Origin of the sequence: Thioclava sp. FR2 (genome assembly GCF_051200875.1) — a bacterium.
In the GTDB taxonomy this organism is placed as follows: Bacteria; Pseudomonadota; Alphaproteobacteria; order Rhodobacterales; family Rhodobacteraceae; genus Pseudotabrizicola.
This window is the reverse complement of the sequence record NZ_CP195191.1, coordinates 1,580,264-1,595,458: the sequence shown is the minus strand read 5'-3', so window position 1 is coordinate 1,595,458 and position 15,195 is coordinate 1,580,264. Positions and strand designations below refer to the sequence as shown.

Genomic DNA, 15,195 nt, shown 5'->3' with positions numbered 1-15,195 from the left:
CCCAACTGTGCCGACATGATCGACCTACGCCCAATCGCCTATGTGATCGGCCTCTTGATCGCGGCTTTGGGCGCGTTCATGCTGTTTCCGCTCGTCCTTGATCTGGCCCATGGTGACGACCATTGGCGCGCTTTCTTCCGTTCTTCGGTGATTTGTTTTGTCGCCGGTGGCGCGATGGCGCTGGCCTCGGTCAACAGCACAAGCCGCGTCATGACCTTGCAGCAAATCTTCTTGCTGACCACCGGGGTCTGGGTGGCGCTTCCCGCCTTTGGTGCGCTGCCCTTGATCCTTGGTGCGCCGGGGCTTTCCGTCACCGATGCGCTGTTTGAAAGCGTCTCTGGTATGACGACCACAGGGACCACGGTGATCGAAGGGCTGGACGCGATGCCCAAAGGTGCCAATCTATGGCGCGGCATCCTGCAATGGCTGGGCGGCCTGGGCATCGTTGTCGTCGCCATGTTGTTCCTTCCGGTGCTGAAGGTCGGCGGGATGCAATATTTCAAATCCGAAGGGTTTGACACGCTGGGCAAGGTCTTGCCCCGTGCCATCGACATCTCCTCTGCCTTGATCCAGGTCTATATCTGGCTCACGGTCGCCTGTGCCGTCACCTATTTCGCCCTTGGCATGTCAGGGTTCGAGGCTGTCGTCCACGCGTTGACAACAGTTTCCACGGGAGGGTTTTCCACCTCGGACAAAAGTTTCGGGCTGTTTCAGGGCGGGGCGGAATATGCAGCCGTGATCTTCATGCTTCTGGGCAGCCTTCCGTTCATCCGCTTCATCCAGCTGGCCCAAGGATCGTTGCGCCCGCTTTATGCCGATGCGCAGGTCCGGGCCTATCTGCGCTGGAATTTCTATGCGGTCGCAGCCATCGTCCTTTACGAATTTCTGACCCATCAGATGGCTGTCGAGCCGCTGATCCGCGAAACTGCCTTCAACGTCGTCTCTACCTTTTCCGGCACGGGATATGCCTCGGTTGATCTCTCGTCCTGGGGGCCGTTTCCCTTTGTCATTCTGATCGCTGTCGGGCTGATCGGGGGCTGCACTTCGTCGACCGGTTGCTCGGTCAAGGTGTTCCGTTATCTGATCTTGTTCGAGGCGATCCGTGTGCAGATCCGCCGTCTGCACAATCCCTCCTCGGTCAACCGCCTGCGTTATTCCGGTGGCCCTGTCGGGCAGGATGTCGTCGATTCCGTGATCGTGTTCTTTACCCTGTTCATCCTGACCTTCGGCCTTCTGGCCGTGGCGCTTGGCCTGACGGGGCTAGAGTTCAAAACCGCTGTCACCGCCTCATGGACCTCCGTGGCCAATGTCGGCCCGGTCTTTGGCCCCGAAGTTGGACCAACAGGCGCTGTTCACGGATTTCCGGAATCAGCCAAATGGCTGATGATGGCCGGAATGCTGGTTGGCCGTTTGGAACTGATGTCGGTCTATGTGCTCTTCATGCGCCGCTTCTGGCGTGAATGAATTCTGCCTTTCAACCCTTCCGGCATTCCATGCCGTAACCAAAAGGGCACGGACCAGAACCGGGCGTGAAAGGCAGGAAATCAGTCAGCCAGAGAACGTCTGGCTGGTTCGCTTTTAATCCCAGCACCCAACCAGAACCGTCATTTCCATCGCCTTGCGGGTCAGGTCTTCCGGTGCCAGCGCACCGCTGGCCGGGGCTTCAACGGCCTTCAACCCATTGCTTGCCATCAGGGCCGCAATCTTGGCCGAAGAGGCGGCGAATTCGACGCCGGTTGGCAAAACGCGGCTGCCCGAGCCATCGCGAGGCAACAGCATCCCCAACACAGCCCCGGTCGCATCAATCACAGGGCCGCCAGCATCGCCGGGCAGGGTGGCGATGCCAAGGCGCTTGATGCCGTCTTCGCCATTCAGACCCACCACATCTTCCAAGCTGCCATAGGTCATGACCGGGGCGGGCAGGGTGTCCTCATAGGAATAGCCGGCCACAGCCACCTCTGCACCAATGCGGTCGGCGCTCAACTGCATGGCCCCCACGCTGGGCGGGGCAAGCGGCCGCTTCGGCTTGACCAGTGCCACGCCTGTTGCCGCATCAGCGACGATCAGTTCGGCATCAATCGTACCATCCAGCGTGATGCGTCCACATTGATTCACGGCATCCAGCACTGTCGCAACCTGACCGGTGCCATCAACATAGAAACCCGAGCGGCTCAGTTTAGGGCGGCGCAGTTCCAGCCCGGACAAAAGCCCTTTGCGGGCGGCATCGCTCATCGGAACCATGCCCGGGTCCAAGGCGCGGTTGCCGACCGGGCGGAAGCTTGCCTTCATGGCGTCCAGAATGCGCCCTGCGCGGTCATCATCCTTGGGGTTCCAGACCAAAATAAAGCCCTTTACCAAGCCTTGCGAAAGCTCGGCATAGGAATAGCTCGCGACCGTGCCGTTGCGCCCATTGATTTCAAAGCTGCGTTCCTTGCGGCTGCGCTCGCCCTCCATTGGAACGATCGTCAGCGTTTGCAGAATGTCATACAGCCCATAAAGCGCAGATTGATCTCCCGGCTGCGAGATCAGGATCACTTTGACACCGGATCCGTCCTTTTCGACGAAATGGACGAAGGGCGGTTCGTAATGGTCAAAGCCCACCAACCCCATCGGCAGGTCAATTTCGATCCCGGCTTCGGTTTCGTTCACGGTTTCAAAGCCGAATTCGGCAAGGTCGGCCTGCCAATTCGCCACCAGCATCGCGCGTTGGCGGCTGGTCAAGACGCCCGTTGCCTCCAGCCCCATTGCTGTTTGCCAATCGGCCATCGACCGGCGCGTCCCGGCTCCAAAAGCCCCGTCGATCTTTGAGGCGTAAAATCCGTACCACTGCAAAGCGCGCTGCAAATCCATGCGCTCGTCTGCCGTCATGCCCGCTTCCGAACGCCGGGCTTCGGCTGGGCTTTCTTCCGGCTCTTCAGGAACGACCGGGGTTTGGGTCTCCGCTTCGGTCACTGGGGCGGGTTCTGCCGCAGGCTCAGCAACCGGCTCGGCGGGGGGCGCTGCGGTTTCTGCCGCGCCACCCTCGGGCCAGAACTGCTGGCGGAAATTGCTGCCGTCGCTGACAAAACTGTCACGCGGGATCAGTCCGGCATTCAGCAATTGACGAAGCGTTGCCTCGGCTGTCGCGCGATCAAAGGGACCGATCGCGATGCCATACCAGCGCGACCCCAGTTGATAGCCGACAACATCCTTGATAACCGCCGCATATGAGCGAGCCCGCTGTTGCGCTTCGGCCAAAGAGGGTTGGGCCTCCACTTGAACCCAGGCTTGGCCTTGTGCCAAAGCTGATGTGGCCCAAACCACGGCCATCAAGACCAAAGCTGCAATTCTAGAAATCATACCGTCTACGCGCTCCCACCTTCGTCGCTTCTGGTCACCCTAAGGGCGGCGAAAGCAGGATGGTAGGGCTTTGTTGCCCGTTTCTTCCCAAGCGCCGCATTGACCGTCGCTTGCCTCTTGCCTATTACGCAGCAGCATTTCAAGGGCATGCCGGGCCTTCCGGTGGCCGAAGGAGACAAAGAGCCATGTCAGACATGACCGCGCCCCCGCGTTCCTTTCAGGAAATCATCCTGAGGTTGCAGAATTACTGGGCGTCCAAGGGCTGCGCCGTGCTGCAACCCTATGACATGGAAGTCGGGGCAGGGACATTCCACCCGGCCACCACCCTGCGCTCGCTTGGCAACAAGTCCTGGGCTGCTGCCTATGTTCAGCCCTCGCGCCGTCCGACCGATGGCCGCTATGGCGAAAACCCGAACCGGCTTCAGCACTACTACCAGTATCAGGTCATCATCAAACCCTCGCCCGCCGATCTCCAAGACCTCTACCTCGGCTCCCTTGCCGCCATCGGCCTTGACCCCTCGATCCACGACATCCGCTTTGTCGAGGATGACTGGGAAAGCCCGACCCTCGGCGCATGGGGTCTGGGATGGGAGGTCTGGTGCGACGGCATGGAAGTCAGCCAGTTCACCTATTTCCAGCAGGTCGGTGGCCATGACTGCAAGCCGGTCTCGGGCGAGTTGACCTATGGCCTTGAACGCCTTGCCATGTATGTGCTGGGCATCGACCACGTCATGGACATGCCCTTCAACGATCCGTCCAGCCCGATCCCGCTCAGCTATGGCGATATCTTCCGCCAGACCGAGGAAGAGTATTCCCGCCACAACTTCGACGGCGCCACCACGGAAATGCTGTTCCAGCACTTCAAGGATGCCGAGGCCGAATGCGAACGCCTTCTGTCCTTCCCCGCCGAAGACCCGAAAACCGGCAAGCGCATCATCATGGCCCACCCGGCCTATGACCAGACGATCAAGGCAAGCCACCTCTTCAACCTTCTCGACGCCCGCGGCGTGATCTCGGTCACCGAGCGTCAGGCCTATATCGGCCGCGTCCGCGCCTTAGCCAAGAAATGCGCCGATGCCTTCCGGGAAACCGAGGCAGGGGCGGACGCAGCATGACCGGCAAATTCGCAGCGGGGTTCATCGTGATATCGGCATTGGTTGCAGGCGTCGCCATCTACTGGCTTCAGGTCTATGCCTTCTATGAAGAGGCGACCTTCACCCCGGGTGAGGAAATCACCCTCACCACCATCGAATCCGGCCAGCCGGAACCGATCCTGGCCGAAAACGTGACCGGTATTGACGCCGACAGCTCCCCCCTGCGCTTCCGCGCCTGTTTCACCACGCCGCTCACGCAGGCCATGCTGACCGAGACCTACCTCACTTATGACGGCGCCGAACCCCTCGTCGCACCCTCGTGGTTCGACTGCTTTGATGCGGTCGAAATCGGCACCGCCATCGAACGCGGCGAAGCCCTCGCCTTCCTCTCTCAGGCCAATGTCCACGCCGATGTGGACCGTGTCGTCGCCGTCTTTCCCGATGGCCGCGCCTATGCCTGGACTCAACTGAACCCTGCCGCCAAGGATAAATGACATGCCCGATCTCTTGATCGAACTCTTTTCCGAGGAAATCCCGGCACGGATGCAGGCCCGCGCCCGCGAAGACCTGAAGAAACTGGTGGCCGACGGTCTGGTAACCGCTGGTCTCACCTATGCCTCTTCCGGGGCCTTCTCGACACCCCGCCGCCTTGCCCTCGCAGTTGAAGGTCTGACGACCGAGTCAAAGCCCACCCGCGAAGAACGCAAAGGCCCCGCCACCACCGCCCCGCAGCAGGCGATCGACGGCTTCCTGCGGTCCACGGGCCTCACGCTCGACCAGTTGGAAAAGCGCGCCGACAAAAAGGGCGAAACCTATTTCGCCGTGATCGAAAAGCCCGGCCGCCGGGCTGAGGAGATCATCGCCGAGGTGTTAGAGGCCACCATCCGAAATTTCCCATGGCCCAAATCGATGCGCTGGGGCGCAGGTACCTTGCGTTGGGTCCGCCCGCTCCATTCCATCCTCTGCATCCTCTCGGATGAAGAGGGCCACCGCGTCGTCCCCGTCACGGTCGATCACATCACTTCCGGCAACACCACCACAGGCCACCGCTTCCTCTCGCCCGGCCGCTTTGGCGTCCATAATTTCGACGACTACGCCGCCAAACTGAAACGCGCCCATGTCATTCTTGACAGCGCCGAGCGGGAAGACGCCATCTGGCAAACCGCCCAGAACCTCGCCTTCGCCGCCGGGATGGAAGTGGTCGAAGATCGCGGCCTTCTGACCGAGGTCGCAGGTCTGGTCGAATGGCCCGTGCCGCTGATGGGCCGCATCGCCGATCAGTTCCTCGACCTCCCGCCCGAGGTTCTGCAAACCTCGATGAAGGAACATCAAAAGTTCTTCTCGACCCGCAACCCGAAAACCGGACGGATCGAAGGCTTCATCACCGTCGCCAACACCGAAACCGCCGACCACGGCGCGACCATTCTCAAAGGCAACCAAAAGGTGCTGACCGCCCGCCTGTCAGACGCCAAGTTCTTCTGGGAAAACGACCTGCGCGTGGCCAAAGCTGGCATGGGCGACTGGGAAGAGGGGCTGAAAGCCGTCACCTTCCACAACAAACTGGGAAGCCAAGCCGACCGCATCGCCCGCGTCGCGGCCCTTGCCCGCGATGTGGCACCGATGGTCGGCGCTGATCCGGCACAGGCCGAACGCGCCGCGAAACTCGCGAAACTTGACCTGCGCTCCTCCATGGTCGGCGAATTCCCGGAACTACAGGGCCTGATGGGCATGTATTACGCGAAAGCCGCGGGCGAAACCGAGGCTATCGCCAACGCCGCCCGCGACCATTACTCGCCGCTTGGTCCGACCGACGCTGTGCCCACCGATCCGGTTTCCGTGGCCGTGGCGCTCGCTGACAAGGTCGACACCCTGACCGGCTTCTGGGCCATCGACGAAAAGCCCACGGGCTCGAAAGACCCCTTCGCGCTCCGCCGCGCCGCTTTGGGCGTCATCCGGCTGGTGTTGACCAGCGGCCTCCGCGTTCCGCTCGACCGCCTCTTCGATGCCCATATCCTGCGCCACCAGATCGTGCGCGAGTCTGATGCCAAGGATGTGTCCCTGATCGACAGCCTGCTCGGCTCGGTCGTCTCCAACGGTGTCTTCGGCGAATTGACCCGCGCCCTGATCGCTCCGCTGGAATCCAGCGCGCCCGATTGGCTGGTGCGCCTGACCGGCCATGACCCGGCCGTCAGCGATGATCTTCTGGCCTTCTTCCACGATCGCCTCAAAGTCTTCCTGAAGGATCAGGGCATCCGCCACGACGTCATCGACGCCTGTCTCGCCATGCCCAACAAATGTGACCTGACGCTTCTGGTCAAACGCGCAACGGCGCTGAACGCGACCCTGGCGACCGAAGACGGCGCGAACCTCGTCGCGGGCTTCAAGCGGGCAAACAACATCCTGACGCAGGCCGAACAGAAGGACGGTGTCGAATACAGCTTCGGCGCCGATCCGAAATTCGCCGAAACCGAGGAAGAACGCGCCCTCTTCGCCGCCCTCGATCAGGCCGAGGCCGTCATCGCCCCGGCGATGGAAAAAGAAGACTTCGCCGTAGCGATGCAATCCATGGCCGCTCTCCGCGCGCCCATCGACGCTTTCTTCACGGCAGTGCAAATCAACACCGACAATCAGATCGTCCGGCGCAACCGTCTGAACCTTCTGCACCGCATCCGCACCATCTGCCTTTCTGTTGCAGACCTGACGAAACTCGAAGGCTGATCCTTTTCTGTCTTCAAATATCCTCGGGGGGCAGCATTTTGCCCTTCAGGCAAAATGCGAAAGGGGGGCAGACAGCCCCCCTTCTTTTTTTGCATTTGCGGCAAAGCGCCTTCGCCTGCGCTGTGCCCACGGAAGAACCACGCGAAAACCACGGAAAAACCACGCTTGTCACACGGCAGAATTGGCGTAAGGTCGGGGCGTCAGAAGGAATGCCGCAGTGCAGAAATTAGCGCCCATCGAGGAATTCACCGAAGTCACGCCATCGGCCGCGATTGACCGCTCGGCCCATGGCTGGCGCGCCAAATGCCTGCAACGCCTGATCCGCATCGGCCTTCCCGTGCCCAAGACCGTTTCTCTTCCCGCCGCCACCGTGCGCGCGATTGCGGCAGGCCATCTTGTTGATTGCAAAGCGATTCTTTCCCATTTTGGCCCCGGTGCCCTGGTCTCGGTCCGGCCCAGCCCGGAAAATCCCGATTGGGGTGGCCCGGCCACGATCCTGAATGTGGGCCATAACAAGGCCCGGCATGAGGATCTTGTAAACCGCCACGGGCAGGATGCCGCCGACGCCATCTCGCTGCGTTTCATCCAAAGCTACGCGACCCATGTCGCGCGCCTAGACCCCGATATGTTCGAAGCCAAAGACCCCAGCCCTGACGCCATTCGCGAAGCGCTTCGCGTCTATGCTATTGAAATGGATGAGGATTTTCCAGAAGATCCAGCCCAGCAACTGGCCGAAGTGCTGCGGTCGATGGCCCGCGCCTGGGAAGGAACGACGGCGCGTTTGCTTCGTCAGGCCAAGGGCGCACCCGATGAGGCCCCTCTGGGACTGGTCGTTCAAGCCATGGCTCAAGGCATGGGGCAGGGCATTTCCGGCTCGGGCGTCATTCAGTTCGTCGACCCTGTGACCGGCCTTCCGCAGGTGACTGGTCGCTATCTGGGCAAAGGACAAGGCCGCGACGCGCTCAAGGCGTCCAAGGCGCTTTACCTCACACGAGACCCGCGGGGCCCTTCGCTGGAAGACATCGCGCCCGAGATCTTTACCCGTCTTGTGCAGGACGGCGCTGCTTGCCGGCAGAAACTGCGCGAAGAGATGCAGATCGAATTTACCATTGAAGATGGGCAGTTAGCCGTCCTTGATGCGGTGCGCGTGCAGCGGTCTGCCCGCGCAAGCCTGCGGATTGCGGTCGATCTGGCACAAGATGGCATCATCACCCCGCAAGAGGCAGTTCTGCGGGTGGAACCCCGCGCCCTGTCCGAACTTTTGCACCCTCAGGTCGACCCAAGGGGGCCACGCAATGTGGTGGCGAATGGCATTGCGGCCAGTCCCGGCGCGGCAACGGGGCGCATCGTGTTTTCCTCGGCAGCGGCTCAGGCCAGTGCGTCACGCGGTGAGCCCTGCATTCTGGTGCGCCGAGAAACCGCGCCCGAAGATATTCGCGGAATGCACTCGGCGGCAGCCGTCCTGACCGAGCGTGGCGGCATGACCAGCCATGCCGCCGTGATCGCGCGGGGCCTTGGTCTACCCTGCGTCGTAGGCGCGAATTTGCGGCTGGATCTGCGTGAAAAGCGCATTCACATGAACGGGCAGGCCTTTGGTGAAGGTGACCTGATTACGGTCGATGGCACGGCAGGCCAAGTGCTTGCCGGGGCGGCAGAAATGCTGACACCTGCATTGGATGACCATTTTCAGACGCTCCTCGGCTGGGCCGACCAGTTCCGAGATATCGGCATTCGTGCCAATGCCGACACGCCCGCCGATGCCGCAACCGCCCGCAAATTCGCGGCCCAGGGAATTGGCCTTTGCCGCACAGAACACATGTTCTTTGAGGAAGATCGTCTGGTCGTCATGCGCGAGATGATCTTTGCCGATGCCTCAAAAGACCGGGCCGCTGCTTTGGCGCGCCTGTTGCCGATGCAACGCGAAGATTTCGTTCAGCTTTTTGAAATCATGGCGGGCCTTCCTGTCTGTATCCGCCTGTTTGACCCGCCACTGCACGAATTCCTTCCGCATGATCGCGAAGGAATGCGGGAATTGGCCGAGGCCTTGGATAAGCCGCTTTCAGATGTGACGCGGCGGGTCGAGGCCTTGGCCGAATTCAACCCGATGCTGGGGATGCGTGGCGTTCGTCTGGGTGTCGTCCTGCCAGAAATCTACGACATGCAGGCGCAGGCGATTTTTGAGGCGACGGTCGAGGTCGCACGACGTGGTGCCGCGGTGGTCCCCGAGGTGATGATTCCGCTGGTTTCGGCCAAGCGGGAGGTTGAACTCGTAAAGGCGCGGGTTGATGCTGTTGCGGCCAATGTGAAGATCAAGGCCGGGCGTGATTTCGATTACAAACTGGGAGTCATGGTCGAAACGCCGCGCGCCGCACTGCGCGCGGGGGAGATCGCGCAGCATGCCGCGTTCCTGTCATTTGGCACGAACGACCTCACCCAGATGACCTATGGCCTGTCGCGGGACGACGCAGGGCGGTTCATGAACACCTATGTCCAGCAGGGCGTTTTCCCCGAAGATCCATTTCATATTCTTGATGTGGAGGGAGTGGGCGAGCTCTTGTTGATCGGGGCGAATCGGGGTCGCAAAACGCGCGCTGATCTGACCCTTTCGATCTGCGGCGAACATGGCGGGAACCCAGAATCGATCGCGTTTTGTCGTCGTGCGGGATTCGATTATGTGTCTTGTTCCCCCTATCGAGTGCCCTTGGCCCGACTCGCCGCGGCACATTTGGCCCTGAACGAGACTAGTGTTTAAGGCTTTAAGTCACACTAAGTGCTGTGTTTTCGCCGAAAATGGGCAGCCTGATTTCGGCTGTTTCGGCGAGATTTCGCCTATTTCACATGCAAGTTGACACAAATTGGCTGGTTTTCTGGACGCATAGCTCGCTTTCCCCTAATGCCATCCGTCGTTGCGCAGTTCACGGGATTGTGAGTCCCGGCTGTGCGGCATGGCAACAAGACGGAACACTAGACAATGCGCTTGCGACAAGTCTGGGCTCTGGCCACGCTGGTGGCTATCGCCCAAGGTGGAGCGGCCTTCGCCGACGTGACGGTGAGCCAGTCCAATAGCCCCGCGTTAGATGTCGCGGGACACGTCGCCTCTCTTATGGGGGCGGAACAAAGAGTGCTGGAAACGATCCCGCAGACGAAGCTGGCGGCTTTGGCTGAGGGCCCAAAAGGCAAATCTGCGTCAAAAGACAAGCAGCCAACTGTGCTTGAATACAATGACGCATTTCTACAGGCCCTGCCGGCGCCAAGTGGCGATGAACAGTGGCAATGCCTGCGTCAGGCTTTGTATTTTGAAGCGCGTGGCGAAACCCTGAAGGGTCAATTTGCCGTGGCCGAAGTCATCCTGAACCGAGTCGATAGCCCGCGTTACCCCAAGACGGTTTGTGGCGTGGTGAAACAGGGCAACAGCAAAGGTTGCCAATTCTCCTATGCCTGCGATGGGGTAAAGGACGTGATGCGGGAAAAGCAGGCAGCTGATCGTGCAGGCCGCATTGCGCGCCTGATGTTGGACGGGGCGCCGCGCGCCTTGACCGAGGGTGCCACGCATTTCCATACCAAAGCTGTGCGTCCCGGTTGGGCGCATCGCTTTCCGCGCACCGCGCAAATCGGGGCGCACCTCTTCTATCGTCAACCCGGTTCCTGACGTCGCCCCTCTTGCAGGGGGCGTCGGCTTCGGGCATTCCAGTTTCGGGGGCAGGCATTAGTCTGCCCCCGATTGCATTGACCGGGTCACGGTAAGGCGGCGGAGTACCTTGATGACCAGCGACATCCGACTAGCTTTCGCGCATCCCGAAGAACGTTCCGTCGCATCTGCCGGAACCGACCCCCGTGATCGCATTTCGCTTCGCGATCACATCGTCGAAGTGGACATCGGAGCGTTTCAAAAGGAACGCGGCCATAAGCAACGGGTGATGTTCAATGTCGTTGTCGAAGTGCGGCCAGTGGCCGAGCCTTTGAATGACGATGTCGACCGGATTCTTTCTTATGACCGCATCACCGAGGCCATTGCTACTGAACTTGCTGCCGAAAGGCTGAACCTGCTGGAGACGCTTGCCGAACGTGTTGCGGAGCGCATCTTGGCCGAGCCGCAGGCAATGCGCGCCTTCGTGCGGATCGAGAAACTGGATATCGGCCCTTACAAGCTGGGTGTCGAAATCGTTCGCAGTCGGGCCGAGGCCGCCTTGCGGGTCATTGATCAGGATGGCGAAGAAGCCGCGGTCCATCCTTTGGTCGTGTATTTTGATGCCGGAGCCATTGCCGATCCCGGTTTGGCTGGACGCATTGATGCCCTGATGGGGCAGGGTGTGCCGTTGATCTTTACAGTGGGTTTGCCGGATCTTGATCGGCCAAAGACCGGACACAAGCCCACGCAGCGCCGCATTGATCTGTTGGCGATCGAGCAGAACGCTTGGGCACTTGCCGCGCGCGACAGCCGCTGTGTCGTGGTCGCGACCCGCACCGAAATCGACTGGGCGATCAAGCGCGGCCAATCAGTCGTTTGGGCGCCGTCGAAAATGGTACTGGATGCGGTCGACGGGCCGAAATCGGCAGACCCAGTTGCCTTGGCGCTGTGGTTGGCCGAGGCGATGGCAGCGCGCGAGATCGTTGTTCACGGGAATGTTGCAGTTCCGGCAGGAAGCCGCGTTCCGGTAAGACAAGTTTGACCGGGCTCTTGCCAAACCACCGGGGCGCGGCCTAATCGGGGCCATGGACTATATCAGACCCATTCCAATCATTGACGCTGCTGCCCCGGCGGACGCAAGGCCACTGGCTGGCGGCTGGTGCCGCTTTTCCCATGTCGAAATCTTGCGCCGTGAGGGTGCGCCCGAGGTGGTTCCGGCTGCGTCTTTGACCCCGGCGCAACTGGCCCCGCTGGTTAATCCAAGGCCCGATTTTGCGGGGCTGTCGATGGACCGTCCCCGGATCATGGGCATCTTGAACGTGACGCCAGACAGCTTTTCGGATGGCGGGCTGTTTTTGCGTCCCGAGGCGGCAATGATGGGCGCGCGCGATATGGCGGCATCCGCCGATATTCTTGACGTCGGGGGCGAAAGTACGCGCCCCGGTGCTGCCGAAGTTGAGGTGGGCGAAGAGATCTCGCGCACGGCCCCTGTTATTGCGGCCATGAAGGCAGCAGGGATCCAGCCCCCAGTCTCGATCGACACGCGTAAGGCAGAGGTGGCTCGCAAGGCGTTGGAAGCTGGCGCAGGCATCGTGAATGACGTGACCGCCATGACCTTCGACCCGGAAATGGCCAAGGTCGTGGCCGAAAGCGGGGCGCCGGTGATCCTGATGCACTCGATCGCTAATCCCCAGACCATGCAGAACGACCCGCGCTATGACGATGTCCTCTTGGATGTCTATGATGCGCTTGCCGCCCGTGTGGCCGAGGCCGAGGCGGCTGGCATTTCGCGCGACCGGATCGCGATTGATCCGGGGATAGGGTTCGGCAAGACGCTGGACCACAACCTTGCGCTCCTCGCTCGGTTGTCGCTGTTCCATTCGCTGGGCCTTCCAATTCTGTTGGGGGCCAGCCGCAAACGCTTTATCGGCACTGTGTCCGGGGCCGAAGAGGCGCAAAGACGTATGCCCGGCTCGCTGGCCGTGGCCCTTGCGGGGGTTGCGCAGGGTATCCAGTTGATCCGGGTTCACGATGTTTCCGAAACGCGGCAGGCCCTGTCGCTGTGGCAGGCCGCAACAAAGGGAAAGACAGAATGACGCGCAAGCTTTTTGGAACCGATGGTGTTCGTGGGCGGGCCAATACACATCCGATGACCGCAGAGATGGCGCTGCGCCTTGGCGCGGCAGCCGGCCGCTATTTCCGCCGCGACGGCAGCCCTGGACACCGGGTGGTGATCGGTAAGGACACGCGGTTGTCGGGCTATATGCTGGAAAACGCACTGACGGCCGGGCTGACCTCTACAGGCATGAACGTGCTGCTTTTGGGGCCGGTGCCCACGCCTGCGGTTGGGTTTCTGACACGGTCCATGCGGGCGGATCTGGGTGTGATGATTTCGGCCAGCCACAACCCAAGCGAAGATAACGGGATCAAGTTCTTTGGACCCGATGGCTTCAAACTGTCGGATGAGGCCGAGATCGAGATCGAAGGCATCGTTGCCGGAGACATCCAGCTGGCGCAGGCCTCGAATATCGGCCGGGCCAAGCGGATCGAAGACGGGCGCGGGCGGTATCAGGAATTCGTCAAGACGACCTTCCCGGCGGGTCTTCGACTGGATGGGTTGAAGGTTGTGATCGACTGCGCCAATGGCGCGGCCTATCGCGCGGCACCGGAGGTGCTTTGGGAACTGGGCGCGACCGTGGTTCCGGTGGGGGTGAACCCGAACGGCACCAACATCAACGACCGTTGCGGCAGCACCTATACCCAAACCGCGGCCGAGGCTGTGGTGGCGCACGGGGCGGATGTGGGCATCTGTCTGGATGGCGATGCCGACCGGGTGATGATCCTTGATGAAAAGGGTCAGGTCGCGGATGGCGATCAGATCATGGCGATGCTGGCCTCTCGCTGGGCCGAGGATGGCAAGCTCAAAGGTGGCGCTTTGGTCGCCACGGTCATGTCAAACCTTGGGCTGGAGCGTCATCTGTCCGCCCGAGGTCTGCGTTTGGAGCGGACCGCCGTTGGGGACCGCTATGTGGTCGAGAAGATGCGGGCCGGTGGGTTCAATCTGGGGGGGGAGCAGTCGGGGCATATCGTGATGACCGACTATGCAACCACCGGCGACGGCCTGATCGCGGGCCTACAATTTCTTGCTGAAATGGCGCGGACTGGTAAGCGGGCGAGTGAGTTGGTCCGGCAGTTTGAAACCGTGCCGCAGATGCTGAAGAACGTCCGTTTCTCGGCCGGGGCGCAGCCTTTGGAAAAGGAAAGCGTCAAGGCGGTGATCGGTGCAAGCGAGGAGCGGATCAAAGGCAAAGGGCGCATCCTGATCCGCAAATCGGGCACCGAACCTCTGATCCGGGTCATGGCCGAATGTGAGGATGAGGGGATGCTGCGGGCCGTGGTCGAGGAGATCGTGGGCGCGGTTGAGGCCGCGATCTGATCGCAAGGACGGGCGTCCCCGACGGGGACGCAAATTATTGAAAACGAAATCAAGTGGTTATGATTTCGTTTTTACGGATTTTTAACCTGTCCCCGACGCCGCCACTGGCTGATGGCCAAGCCAGCAAGGATCAGGCAAAGGGCTGCAAAGAAGCTTTGTGGCAGGGCCTCGCCCAAGATCAATGCGCCAAAGGCGATGGACCAGAGCGGCACCTGATAGTTGGTCAGTGTCATGAAGCCTGACCCGGCGCTGCGGATCACGCTGATCCGCAGAAGTGCGGCAAGGGCCGTTGGGACAAAGCCCAGAAACAAAATGGCAAGTCCGGGAACGGGGCCGGCCCAATGCGGCACGCCTTCAACGGCCAGCATGGCAGGCACCAGAACAGCGGCCCCAACTAGAAGCGTCGCCGCGGCAAGGCCCATAGGATCGACCGGGGGGCAGCGGCGCGTCAGGATCGATGATACCGCATAGCAAAGCGCCGCAGCGAGACAGGCCAGACGGGGCAAAAGCGCACCGTCGGTTTGCAGGGCCTGCGGACCCAACAGCACCACAACCCCGGCAAAGCCAATCGCAAAGCCAATGGCCTTGCGCCGCGACAAAGGCTCATCCGAAAAGAGATGCGCCAAGGGCAGAACAAACAGCGGAACGGCGGCCATCGAAAGCCCGGCAAAGGCGGAGGGCACGCTTTGCTGGCCCCAACTCAGCAAGAAGAACGGAATGGCGGTGGACAAAAGCCCGATGGGAACGGCGCTGCGCCAGACCGCACCACCTTTTGGCAAGCGTCGACCCGTCAGGCGCAACAGGCCCAGCATGGCCAGTGCGCCAAGGCTGGTGCGGGCGCAGGCGACGGTGATCGGGCCATAGCCGCGCAAGGCAAGGGTGATGACCATGAAGGTACCGCCCCAGATCAGCCCAAGGGCGATGATGGAAAACCAGTCTTTCGAAGTGGGCTGCGGCATGTTTTGGCTCCGAGGCTGGTT

Annotated in this window: 11 protein-coding genes; 9 read left to right on the top strand and 2 right to left on the bottom strand. The window is 61.2% G+C overall.

All coding sequences use genetic code 11. The features are described 5' to 3' along the window. Nucleotides 1-15: 15 nt before the first annotated feature. Nucleotides 16-1,464 carry a TrkH family potassium uptake protein gene (locus ACSBLW_RS07655; RefSeq protein WP_435259622.1) on the top strand — a complete coding sequence of 483 codons (1,449 nt, stop codon included), beginning with the start codon at nt 16-18 and terminating at the stop codon, nt 1,462-1,464. Nucleotides 1,465-1,578: 114 nt separating this feature from the next. Here the strand turns inward: ACSBLW_RS07655 and ACSBLW_RS07650 are convergent, their stop codons facing one another. Then, nucleotides 1,579-3,339 carry a serine protease gene (locus ACSBLW_RS07650; RefSeq protein WP_435259621.1) on the bottom strand — a complete coding sequence of 587 codons (1,761 nt, stop codon included), beginning with the start codon at nt 3,337-3,339 and terminating at the stop codon, nt 1,579-1,581. 194 nt (nt 3,340-3,533) lie between these two features. Between ACSBLW_RS07650 and ACSBLW_RS07645 the strand changes: the two genes are divergently transcribed. The 8 genes from ACSBLW_RS07645 to glmM all read left to right on the top strand — a co-directional run bounded on the left by ACSBLW_RS07645 (nt 3,534) and on the right by glmM (nt 14,215). Continuing rightward, nucleotides 3,534-4,454, top strand: a complete 921-nt coding sequence (locus tag ACSBLW_RS07645) for a glycine--tRNA ligase subunit alpha (RefSeq protein WP_435260069.1) — start codon at nt 3,534-3,536, stop codon at nt 4,452-4,454. After that, the gene (locus ACSBLW_RS07640; protein WP_435259620.1) at nt 4,451-4,927 is read left to right on the top strand and encodes a DUF6446 family protein; all 477 of its coding nucleotides are present in this window, start codon (nt 4,451-4,453) and stop codon (nt 4,925-4,927) included. The genes ACSBLW_RS07645 and ACSBLW_RS07640 overlap by 4 nt, the downstream gene beginning before the upstream one ends. 1 nt (nt 4,928) lies before the next feature. Then, nucleotides 4,929-7,151, top strand: coding sequence for a glycine--tRNA ligase subunit beta (gene glyS, locus ACSBLW_RS07635; RefSeq protein ID WP_435259619.1), 2,223 nt, complete (start codon nt 4,929-4,931; stop codon nt 7,149-7,151). 217 nt (nt 7,152-7,368) lie between these two features. After that, entirely contained in the window at nt 7,369-9,903 is a 2,535-nt protein-coding gene (locus tag ACSBLW_RS07630; RefSeq protein WP_435259618.1) for a putative PEP-binding protein, read from the top strand. 219 nt (nt 9,904-10,122) lie between these two features. Beyond that, a complete protein-coding gene (locus tag ACSBLW_RS07625; RefSeq protein ID WP_435259617.1) occupies nt 10,123-10,800 on the top strand; it encodes a cell wall hydrolase in 678 nt (225 codons plus the stop codon). A gap of 112 nt (nt 10,801-10,912) precedes the next feature. Beyond that, entirely contained in the window at nt 10,913-11,821 is a 909-nt protein-coding gene (locus ACSBLW_RS07620) for a dihydroneopterin aldolase (protein ID WP_435259616.1), read from the top strand. 43 nt (nt 11,822-11,864) lie between these two features. Continuing rightward, nucleotides 11,865-12,875 carry a dihydropteroate synthase gene (folP, locus tag ACSBLW_RS07615; RefSeq protein WP_435259615.1) on the top strand — a complete coding sequence of 337 codons (1,011 nt, stop codon included), beginning with the start codon at nt 11,865-11,867 and terminating at the stop codon, nt 12,873-12,875. Further along, complete coding sequence (glmM, locus tag ACSBLW_RS07610; RefSeq protein WP_435259614.1) at nt 12,872-14,215, top strand: phosphoglucosamine mutase; 1,344 nt, start codon at nt 12,872-12,874, stop codon at nt 14,213-14,215. Before folP ends, glmM begins: the two co-directional genes overlap by 4 nt. 71 nt (nt 14,216-14,286) lie before the next feature. Here the strand turns inward: glmM and ACSBLW_RS07605 are convergent, their stop codons facing one another. After that, complete coding sequence (locus ACSBLW_RS07605) at nt 14,287-15,174, bottom strand: DMT family transporter (protein WP_435259613.1); 888 nt, start codon at nt 15,172-15,174, stop codon at nt 14,287-14,289. Nucleotides 15,175-15,195 lie beyond the last annotated feature (21 nt).

Coding starts and splice junctions, on each gene's coding strand:
- ACSBLW_RS07655 (WP_435259622.1), top strand. CDS start 16: ATGATCGACCTACGCCCAATCGCCTATGTGATCGGCCTCTTGATCGCG.
- ACSBLW_RS07650 (WP_435259621.1), bottom strand. CDS start 3,339: ATGATTTCTAGAATTGCAGCTTTGGTCTTGATGGCCGTGGTTTGGGCC.
- ACSBLW_RS07605 (WP_435259613.1), bottom strand. CDS start 15,174: ATGCCGCAGCCCACTTCGAAAGACTGGTTTTCCATCATCGCCCTTGGG.
- glyS (WP_435259619.1), top strand. CDS start 4,929: ATGCCCGATCTCTTGATCGAACTCTTTTCCGAGGAAATCCCGGCACGG.
- ACSBLW_RS07625 (WP_435259617.1), top strand. CDS start 10,123: ATGCGCTTGCGACAAGTCTGGGCTCTGGCCACGCTGGTGGCTATCGCC.
- ACSBLW_RS07640 (WP_435259620.1), top strand. CDS start 4,451: ATGACCGGCAAATTCGCAGCGGGGTTCATCGTGATATCGGCATTGGTT.
- ACSBLW_RS07645 (WP_435260069.1), top strand. CDS start 3,534: ATGACCGCGCCCCCGCGTTCCTTTCAGGAAATCATCCTGAGGTTGCAG.
- glmM (WP_435259614.1), top strand. CDS start 12,872: ATGACGCGCAAGCTTTTTGGAACCGATGGTGTTCGTGGGCGGGCCAAT.
- ACSBLW_RS07620 (WP_435259616.1), top strand. CDS start 10,913: ATGACCAGCGACATCCGACTAGCTTTCGCGCATCCCGAAGAACGTTCC.
- folP (WP_435259615.1), top strand. CDS start 11,865: ATGGACTATATCAGACCCATTCCAATCATTGACGCTGCTGCCCCGGCG.